This window comes from Butyrivibrio sp. (genome assembly GCF_017635265.1).
Classification (GTDB): domain Bacteria; phylum Bacillota; class Clostridia; order Lachnospirales; family Lachnospiraceae; genus Butyrivibrio.
Genome location: NZ_JAGBLU010000086.1, coordinates 1 through 9380, shown reverse-complemented (window position 1 = coordinate 9380; position 9380 = coordinate 1). Strand labels below are relative to the sequence as shown.

General features: G+C 42.2%; 7 protein-coding genes and 2 pseudogenes. 8 read left to right on the top strand and 1 reads right to left on the bottom strand.

What is annotated here, in order from left to right; translation table 11 throughout:
* The first annotated feature begins 338 nt into the window (after positions 1 to 338).
* From J6O61_RS09940 to J6O61_RS09905, 8 genes and pseudogenes are all read left to right on the top strand, one after another.
* Positions 339 to 1970 carry a recombinase family protein gene (locus J6O61_RS09940; protein ID WP_292212555.1) on the top strand — a complete coding sequence of 544 codons (1632 nt, stop codon included), beginning with the start codon at positions 339 to 341 and terminating at the stop codon, positions 1968 to 1970.
* A gap of 10 nt (positions 1971 to 1980) precedes the next feature.
* Positions 1981 to 3657, top strand: coding sequence for a recombinase family protein (locus tag J6O61_RS09935; RefSeq protein WP_292212553.1), 1677 nt, complete (start codon positions 1981 to 1983; stop codon positions 3655 to 3657).
* Positions 3654 to 5231 carry a recombinase family protein gene (locus J6O61_RS09930; RefSeq protein WP_292212551.1) on the top strand — a complete coding sequence of 526 codons (1578 nt, stop codon included), beginning with the start codon at positions 3654 to 3656 and terminating at the stop codon, positions 5229 to 5231. The genes J6O61_RS09935 and J6O61_RS09930 overlap by 4 nt, the downstream gene beginning before the upstream one ends.
* Positions 5232 to 5250: 19 nt before the next feature.
* Entirely contained in the window at positions 5251 to 6030 is a 780-nt protein-coding gene (locus tag J6O61_RS09925; RefSeq protein ID WP_292212550.1) for a carboxymuconolactone decarboxylase family protein, read from the top strand.
* An 88-nt stretch (positions 6031 to 6118) separates the two neighbouring features.
* Positions 6119 to 6214 (top strand): annotated as a pseudogene (locus tag J6O61_RS19605) (carboxymuconolactone decarboxylase family protein); the annotation flags it as partial.
* Between the two features lie 167 nt (positions 6215 to 6381).
* A complete protein-coding gene (locus J6O61_RS09915) occupies positions 6382 to 6621 on the top strand; it encodes a hypothetical protein (RefSeq protein ID WP_292194382.1) in 240 nt (79 codons plus the stop codon).
* A 48-nt stretch (positions 6622 to 6669) separates the two neighbouring features.
* Complete coding sequence (locus J6O61_RS09910) at positions 6670 to 8130, top strand: MATE family efflux transporter (protein WP_330613769.1); 1461 nt, start codon at positions 6670 to 6672, stop codon at positions 8128 to 8130.
* A gap of 207 nt (positions 8131 to 8337) precedes the next feature.
* Positions 8338 to 9027: a hypothetical protein gene (locus J6O61_RS09905; protein WP_292212548.1), complete on the top strand. Its 690-nt coding sequence runs from the start codon at positions 8338 to 8340 to the stop codon at positions 9025 to 9027.
* A 9-nt stretch (positions 9028 to 9036) separates the two neighbouring features.
* Here J6O61_RS09905 and J6O61_RS09900 read toward each other — a convergent pair.
* Positions 9037 to 9231, bottom strand: a pseudogene (locus tag J6O61_RS09900) (winged helix-turn-helix transcriptional regulator); the annotation flags it as partial.
* Positions 9232 to 9380: the final 149 nt, after the last annotated feature.

The window sequence follows — 9380 nt, the reverse complement described above, 5'->3', positions numbered from 1 at the left end:
CCTCCTTTATGCCGGAGTAGCATATGTGGATGAACTATTGGATGGTACCATTATGAATTAGTAAATTCCACCACAATGTTTGGAATTAGTAACTTCCATGGCTGCCTTAAGAGGGGTGGAAGTTAGTATTACAATTCACTATCCATGCATATTTGAGCGGAATCTGAAAAATCAGATTGAAAAAGGGTTTGCGTTATGTTATCCTAAAGGTGGTCAAAGAAATAGTGAATATTGTTACAGAACCGTGCCGGATATATTGGTGCGGAATCCTGTAGGCGTGCGCCTCGGTTTTTCTGGTTTGAGATTTTAGCAAACAGCAGAGAAACGGAGGTATTTTTATGTCTGAAAAAGTTTACCGGACAGCCATCTATGCAAGGTTGTCCAAAGACGATGGAGACAAGGCAGAGAGTAACAGCATAGTAAGCCAGAAGTCCATGTGCGAGGAGTACATCGCAAAGCACAGCGACCTTGAACTGGTTGAGACATTCGTTGATGACGGATACAGCGGAGTTGACTTCAACAGACCTGATTTCAGACGGATGGAGGAAGCAGTACGGGAAAAACGTATTGATGCCATTGTCTGCAAGGATCTTAGCCGATTTTCAAGGAATTACATCGAAGGCGGTAGGTATCTGGAGAAGATATTCCCGGCGCTTGGCATTCGTTTTATCGCAATCAATGACGGATATGATACCCTGACCGGAGATCCCTCGTCGGATTCCTTTATCATCCCATTCAAGAACCTCATAAATGACACCTATTGCAAGGATATATCCGTGAAAATACGGACAAACCTTGATGTGAAGCGTCGCAAGGGCGAGTATGTGGGCGCTTATGCTCCCTATGGATATATGAAGGATCCGAAGGATAAGAACAGGCTGATTGTGGATGAATATGCCGGGGATATCGTTAGGCAGATATTTTCCATGTATAAGGATGGAACAAGCATCTGCAGGATAGCGGACAGGCTGAATGAGCTGGGAGTGCTTTCTCCCATGGAATATAAGATTTCAGCTGGGGTGCATTATGACACGGCTTTCCGTACAGGAGGTACTGCCAAATGGTCTTATAAGGCTGTAAAGCGGATACTTACCAATGAGGTATATATCGGTGTGCTTGCCCAGGGCAAGCGTGGAACACCCAATTACAAGGTTCATACCGTGCAGGCCAAAGAAGAGGATGAGTGGATAAGGGTCGAGGATGCCCATGAAGCTCTGGTCACATATGATGATTTTATGTCAGTAAAGGTCATGCTGGGGCGTGATATGCGTACAACCGGGGCAGATACGGAGGATAACCTGTTTTCAGGCTTTCTCTATTGTGCTGACTGTGGGCAGCCAATGATAAGGAAGATGGTTCCGAGTGGCAAGAAGCGTTATTACTACTATGTCTGCTCTTCCAATAAGCGGCATGAAGGGTGTACGGCACATAGCGTAAGCGTGAAAGAGGTCGAGGCAGCTGTTACAAATGCGGTGAAGGATCATGTGTCCGATGTGCTTGACCTTACGGAGTCACTTGAATATATAGAAAGGCTTCCCTCAGCTAATCGCGTGGTGTTCAACTACGAAATGCAGATAACGAAGCTTGAGGAAGAGATAGAAAGATGCCGCAGGATGAAGCTTCGGATTTATGAGGATCTTTCTGACGGAGTAATAACCAAGAAGGAATATGCGGACTTCCGTAACCAGTACACAGCAATGCTTGATGAAAAGAATGCTACATTGGAGCGTGTGCGCAGGGAGAAGAAGGATGCTTCTGTATCGGGAGATACGGAAAGGGCGTGGGTGACACTTTTCCGCAGATATGAGGGAATAGATGCGCTTACAAGACGTGCTCTTATGGCTCTTGTGGATAAGGTTTTTATCTATGAGAAACACGTGGTAGAGGTTTCCTTCAAGTATGGGGATGAGTACCGCCGGGCTACTGAATTTATTGGAAAGAATGCGGATCTTCTTCCGCTGGCTCAGTAGGAGGTGCGGCATGGGTAGAAAAAGCAGAAGAAATAATGATACGATGCCCGTCATTGCCGTGCAGAATACGGATATCTTCCCGACAGCCATATATGCGAGGCTGTCCGTGGAGAACAGCGGCAAGGATGACGATGGAGCAGCTATTGAGAACCAGATAGATGTCTGCAAGGAATATATTAGGGATATGCCGGATCTTCAGCTTGTGAAGGTCTATCAGGACAATGGATGGACGGGGACTAATATGAACCGCCCTTCGTTCGATGAAATGATGGATGCAGTCCGGACAGGCAAAATCAGGGCAATCGTTGTACGTGATCTTTCCCGTTTTTCAAGAAACTATATTGAAACAGGCACTTATCTGGAAAGGATTTTTCCAAGGCTGGATGTGAGATTTATTTCTGTGAAAGAGCAGTTTGATACTTTAAGAACTGATGGCAGTAATGACAGTCTGATGGTTCCGCTTCAAAGCCTTATAAATGACCTTTATGCAAAGGATATCTCAAGAAAGATTCACGCAGTATATGATGTGCAGAAGAAAGAAGGGACTTTTTCATGGAGGCTGGTTCCATATGGGTATCGATGGAATGATGAGCATACAAACATTGTTCCGGATGATGAGCAGGCAGAGAATGTCAGAGACATTTTCAGATGGAAAATAGAGGGGCTTACATATAAGGAAATATCAGAAAAACTGGAAGAAAAAGGAGTCAAAACTTATTATCAGATCCGTGGGAAAGATGTCCCTTCGTGGTCAACTGCTACGATCAATGGGATATTATCGAATCCGGTATATATGGGTAATAAGGTATATGGGTGCCGTAAGTCGGAGCTTTATAAGGGGCTTGAGCAGTACAAGGTTCCGGAAAGCGAGTGGTATGTGGTTGAGAATGCCCATGAAGCCATTATTTCGCCCGGAGATTTTGAATCAGTAAAGCAGATATTACAAAGAGCCGCCGAAGATAAGGCTGAAAGAATGAAGAATAATTCGGCAATAAGAAAAAAGCTGGTAAATCTGTTTCAGGCCAAAATAGTATGTGCAGATTGCGGTTATAAAATGTATTATTCCAGGCATAGGACAACCGGTTATGAAGACCGCTGGTATGGCGAATATCATTGCGGTTCAAATCAAGCCCGGAAATATCTTGGATGTACACCACACTACATAATGCAAACGGTCATAGAGAAAAAGGTGTTTGAAGCAATCAGATTGCAGGTCAAAACTGCTTTGGATTACGAGAAACTGATAAGGATTGCCAGGAAAAAAGGTAGCGACAAAGGATTAAAGACGTGTCTTGAAAATCAGTTAAGAAGTGCAAAGCAGAAGCTACGCAGGATACAGGATAAAAGAACAAGGCTGTATGAAGATTATGTGGAAGGCATTCTTGATGGGGCGGAATACGCTTTCGCAAAACAGCAGTATGAAAGCGAATATGAAAGCATTGAAATGAGTTATGAGAAGCTTTCCATAAAGCTTAATGATCTTCAGGAAGCTTTTTCAACAGAGAATAAATGGATCACACTTATGAAAAGCGTAAGAAATGCCAAAAAGCTATCTCAGGCACTGGTTGATGCTGTTGTGGATCAGATTAGAGTTTATGATGGCGGTAGCATAGAAGTAGTGATGAAATATCAGGATGTCTATGAAATGACCGGAAACTATATAAGGCAGGTGGAGAATAAGTCATGAATGATGTAAGAATTGCAATATACATCCGTCTGTCTATGGCAGATGAGGAGACCGGAAAAAGCAGGGATGAAAGCAACAGTATTATCCATCAGAGGATGCTGATCCATCATTTTCTGGATACGCACCCGACATTGTCCGGTTATCCCCGCACTGAATTTGTTGACGACGGATTCAGCGGAACCAATACGGATCGTCCTGCATTTCAAAGAATGATAGCTATGATCAAGACCGGACAGTATAATCTGTGCATTACAAAGGATTTTAGCCGTTTTGCGAGGGATTACATAGAAATGGGTGACTATCTTGAATGCCTGTTTCCATTTCTTCATGTCAGGTACATATCCATAAATGATGGATATGACAGTGACGATTATAAAGGAACAACCGGAGGATTGGACGTGGTTATGCGTTCCATTGTATATGCCGCTTATAGCAGGGACTTATCAGTAAAAATGATGAGTGGCAAGGAACAGAGCCGAAAAAAAGGTAGAAGAGCCGGTGGAAGGCCTGCTTATGGATATATGCCTGATCCCAATAGGCTTGGATTTGATATAATTGATCCTGAAACTGCGCCAATAGTCAGAAAAATATTTGATGCGTTCCTGATTGGAGAAACTGTATCGGATATAGTGAAAAAGCTGAATGAAGAGCATATACCGACACCTTCACAGCATAAAAAGGATGAAGGGTATGAAGGTAGATTTAAGAAAAGCGGCGGTGCGGACTTCTGGTCATACTCTATGGTGATGGCTATATTGGAAAGGCTTAGTTATACCGGAGCCTCTGTAGGTGGTATTAAGAGGGTAAAAGCACCATGCTCACAAACACTTGTAAAAAGAAATAGAGAGGACTGGATTGTTGTTAAGGATATGCATCCTGCTATAATCTCAGAGGAAGAGTATGAGCAGGTGCAAACAATAATAGCAAGCCGAAAAAAGAAGGACCGCAAAGTCTATACCGAACAGGATTATCCGCTTAAGGGACTTGTGTTTTGCGGCATTTGCGGAAGAACCATGGCAAGAAATCGAAAATACGAGAGAATGTATTGTCGTGGCGCAAAACTTGGCGATGAAGGATGGGAGTATAAAGCTGGGATACTTTCAGAGAAGAGACTTGAAGAGACGGTGTTTAAGGAAATCAGAAATATGATTTCGTTAGCGGAGGCAAAAGACTCTCATTCAGAATCGCATATCTCAAAAGTTAGGTGTGATAATCTAAAAAAGAATGCTTCGGTGGTCGATACATATAAGAATAGGGAACTTTTGAAGAAACAGAAGTTTCAAGTTTATGAGTCGTACAGTGCCGGGCTGATCAACAAGGAAGAGTATCTAAAGAAACGGCAGGAATTAGATGATAAGCTGAACAGCCTGGAAAATGAGCAGTATCAGGAACAGGATGTGGCAGAGTATGAGCATACAAAGCTTAATTCATTGTATGAATGTTTTCGAGACTGTGATAGCCTTACGACCGAAATGGCACAAGTTTTTATAAAGAAGGTTATGATATTCCCGGATGACAGAATAGAAATCATCTGGAGATTTACAGACATGTTAGAAGAGAGTGTTAATCAATAAAGAACGGAGGAAAGATCAGATGCACCGAGAGTATTGTGAGAAAATGCAGCAAGGAGATCTTCGGGAGTTTATGGATTCCGACAGAGAATTTGTAGAACGGTTCCAGCATTTTGCCTTTGGCGAGGTACCTTCTATGAAAGTCCCTGATGGGTGGGAGCCTATCGGGGACAGAACGAGGCACATGGCTATACTGGCAGTGCTTATCGGCTGTCAGGGCATTGATGAATACGGGAAAATGGTGGAAGCAGCATTAAATTACGGTGTCACACCTGTTGAGATAAAAGAAATCGTATATCAGGCAGTGGATTATTTGGGAATAGGACGTGTGTATCCTTTTATCAAGGCAACTAACAATACCTTTGAAAAACTGAATGTAAAGCTGTCGGATGAGCCAAGAGCTACTACAGATATTGCAGCTGAAGATGATGGCAGTGATATGAGAAGCCGGAGAGTAGCCGGAACGCAGGCTCAGGTTGAAATCTTTGGTGATGGCATGAAAGAGTTCTGGAAAGGCGGACAGGTCAACTACTGGCTCGCAGAGAACTGTTTCGGTGACTATTATACAAGACAGGGCCTGTCGCTTAAAGACAGAGAGCTTGTTACATTTTGTTATATATATGCTCAGGGAGGATGCGAACCGCAGCTTACAGGGCATACGGCAGGGAATTTCCGCATGGGAAATGATAAAAGCGTACTGACCCAGGTTGTACTGCATTGCATTCCCTTTATTGGCTACCCTAGAACGCTAAATGCGTTGGCAGTAATAAATAAAGTCGCAGAAGAACAGGAAGGGAAGTGAGGAAATGTCAGGTGGATTTGAACAGGCAGCAATGGACAGAATGATTGAAGACGGAGAAAAATTTTTTAGTTCCTACTTGACACAAGCAGACGACATATTATTTGGTGAAGTGTGGAATGAGGAAGCGATTGATGTTAAAACCAAATGCATTATTACAGTGGTTTCACTTATGGCATCAGGCATTATTGTTTGTGCCAAGCATGAAATGAAGTTTTCAATGAAGCTTTGTTAAAAATATCCTTTGAAATTTCTCTGAAAATAGTGATAAAATCATTACAAACGAGTAGCAGATACTGCGTAAGTCCAGTTTATTTGCAACTCGTTTTTTATTATTGAAAGAGAGGAAAAGAAATGAAAAGGGTACAGGCGGCATGTATATGTCAGACACTACATTTTTTTCAGAAGGACGAGGTTTCAAAGGAACGCAATGAGAAACTCTCAAGAGAAGAGATAGAGAAATATAAGCAGTCTCTTGAGCATGCAAAGACAGAGTACAGAATTCTTGAGGAAACAAAGCAGGATGACGGCTCTATTGTTATCAAAGTAATTAAGCAGTACAACAACAGTCCTATCGGGGATTATTTAAAATAAGAAAAGGAAACTTAAAGTGGCGTGTGGCTTTTGGCGTAAATCCGGCTGATGGCAACACGCCTCTTTTTGTGTGGTGAAAAGAAAATGAATGACAATGAAAACAGATTTTTAGGAACTGAGCCTGTAGGGAGTCTGATGCGCAAGTATGCTATTCCATGCATCATTTCTCTGCTGGTGGGTGCACTTTATAACATCGTTGACCAGATATTTATAGCTAATGCAACGTATCTTGGCTCATACGGTAATGCGGCAAACACAGTTGTTTTCCCGCTTACAGTAATAGCACTTGCCATTGCCGTAATGATTGGAGATGGGTGCTGTGCTTTTGTGAGCCTTAGCCTTGGAAAAGAGGAAACAGATACAGCTAAGAAGAGTGTGGGGAATTCAGTGGTTTTGATGATTGTATCAAGCATTGTACTCATGGCGATATATCTGATATTTAGCGATGTCATAATCGCTATGTTTGGCGGAACAGTAAATGCTGAGACCTTTCATCATTCAAAGGAATACTTCTTTTACATATCACTTGGAATACCCTTTTATATGTTTGGCCAGGCAATGAATCCTGTCATAAGGGCAGATGGCAGTCCCAAATTTGCAATGATTTCTACTCTTGCCGGGGCTGTGATAAATATAATTCTCGACCCGGTATTCATATTTGGGCTGAAGTGGGGCATGATGGGAGCTGCTGTAGCTACCGTGATCGGACAGATTGCAACAGCAGTCCTGGCAGTCTGGTACCTTGTACATATGAAACTGGTAAAGCCAGCAAGAGCCGATTTTAAGCTAAATGCAGATATCATAAGAAGAACCCTTATCCTTGGGATCACGAGTTTTTTATCCCAGATATCACTTGTTGCAGCTATGGCAGCAATCAACAACATGATCCGCAAGTATGGTGCAATGGATGAAATATTCGGTCAGGAGCAGTACGCGCAGATTCCTATGGCAGTTGTCGGGATCGTAATGAAGTTCTTCCAGATAGTGATATCCATAGTAGTAGGTATGGCTGCGGGGTGCATTCCTGTAGTTGGCTATAACATGGGCGCAGGCTTAAAGGACAGAGTAAAAAAGCTATTTACAACTCTTCTGATTGCCGAGGCGACAGTAGGTCTTGTAGCTTTAATTATTGTTGAAGCTTTTCCTCAGGCGCTTATCGGAATCTTTGGTGCAGCCAATGAAAGCAGCTATTATACGGATTTTGCAATCAAGGCATTCAGGATATATCTCTGCATGATGGTATTTGCCTGCGTAAATAAGGCATGCTTCATCTTTTTGCAGGCAATGGGCAAAGCCCTTGAATCAACGATCCTTTCCATGGTCAGAGAGATTGTATTTGGCGTTGGATTTGCGCTCCTGCTTCCTCTTAAGTTTGGACTGGACGGGGTCCTTTATTCCATGCCATTGTCAGATATCCTTACATTTTTGATAGCAGTATTTTTAATCTGCCAGACATATAAAGAGCTCAGCGTAAATGGTGCAAAGTCGAAGGCAACATCAGATGATTAGGATTCATGTAAAAAAGTTTTTTTGCCTTGAAAATTCCTGATTTGTGATGATATAATTTTTGAGGTTAAAACAAAATATAGCATTAATGAACGACACATGTAGCGCCTGGCGCGTAAATCTGATCACGGTACACATTACAAATTACCATAGGTCAGTTGCCAGCTACATGTGATTTTTTATGCCAAAAAGGCAGGGAGGAAGAGAAAAATGCCAAGAAACCAGTTTCAAAGAATGATTTTTGCACTTCTTACAGTGATCATCACTGTACATGGGTATGTATTTTACAGCCTGTATGTAGTTAATGGGAAACTTCTTATGGAGATAACAGGGGCAGGCAGTGTGCTGGAAGCTATCAGAGCACAGGGCGGCGTGTATATGTTTGGAAGAATGCTGCCTATATGGGCAGTTGTAGTCGTAGAGTTCTGCTTTGCGTATGCTCTGGAGTGTCTTGTGGGCAGTCCCATGTCATTTAAGATGGCATGCAGAATGTTTGATCCTAAGAATAACCACCCAATGATTTTTGAAACAGCGATCATTTCATGCACTGTTTTGATCATGTGCCCGGCAATGAGCTTTATTGCAGCATTTTTGTATTATCCATATTACAATGGCTTTAATATCTTTACACTTCTCGCAAACTGGATCGAGCTTATATGCCATAACTTTCCGTTTGCATTCTTTTCACAGGTATTCTTTATACAGCCATTTGTAAGATGGGCATTTGGAAGGCTTTTTGCAAAAGACATAGCCGCCAGAAACAAAAATATATCTGTAGAGCGACCTAAAGATGAGACGGAAGCAATAGCAGATATATTTAAGAGAATGGATGAAATCCAGGAAAGACTTGAGCATGAAAGAAGACAGAGAAAGAAACTAGCGGAAAAAATCGGTAATTAATATCTTTTATCAGAAAGTTCCTTTCATGTAGCTACGTCCCCAATCGCATACTGAGTCTATAACGGGTTTTAACGACAGTCCCCTCTCGGTAAGCGAATATTCAGTTTTTGGTGGCACAACAGGATAGACTTCTCTGTGCACCAATCCATCAGTTTCTAATTCCCTCAGTTGCTGTGCAAGCATTTTTGCAGTAACCTGAGAGATATAGGTTCAATAGCCTTTCGGAATTGAAGTGCATTTAGAGCATAAATAACGGGATCCGCCCGATTGAACCTTGAAAAGTTAATACTATCCTAAAAGATTGGAAGATATGGGATCGATTGAGAAGAATTGCCCTAAAAATGGCGTACTTT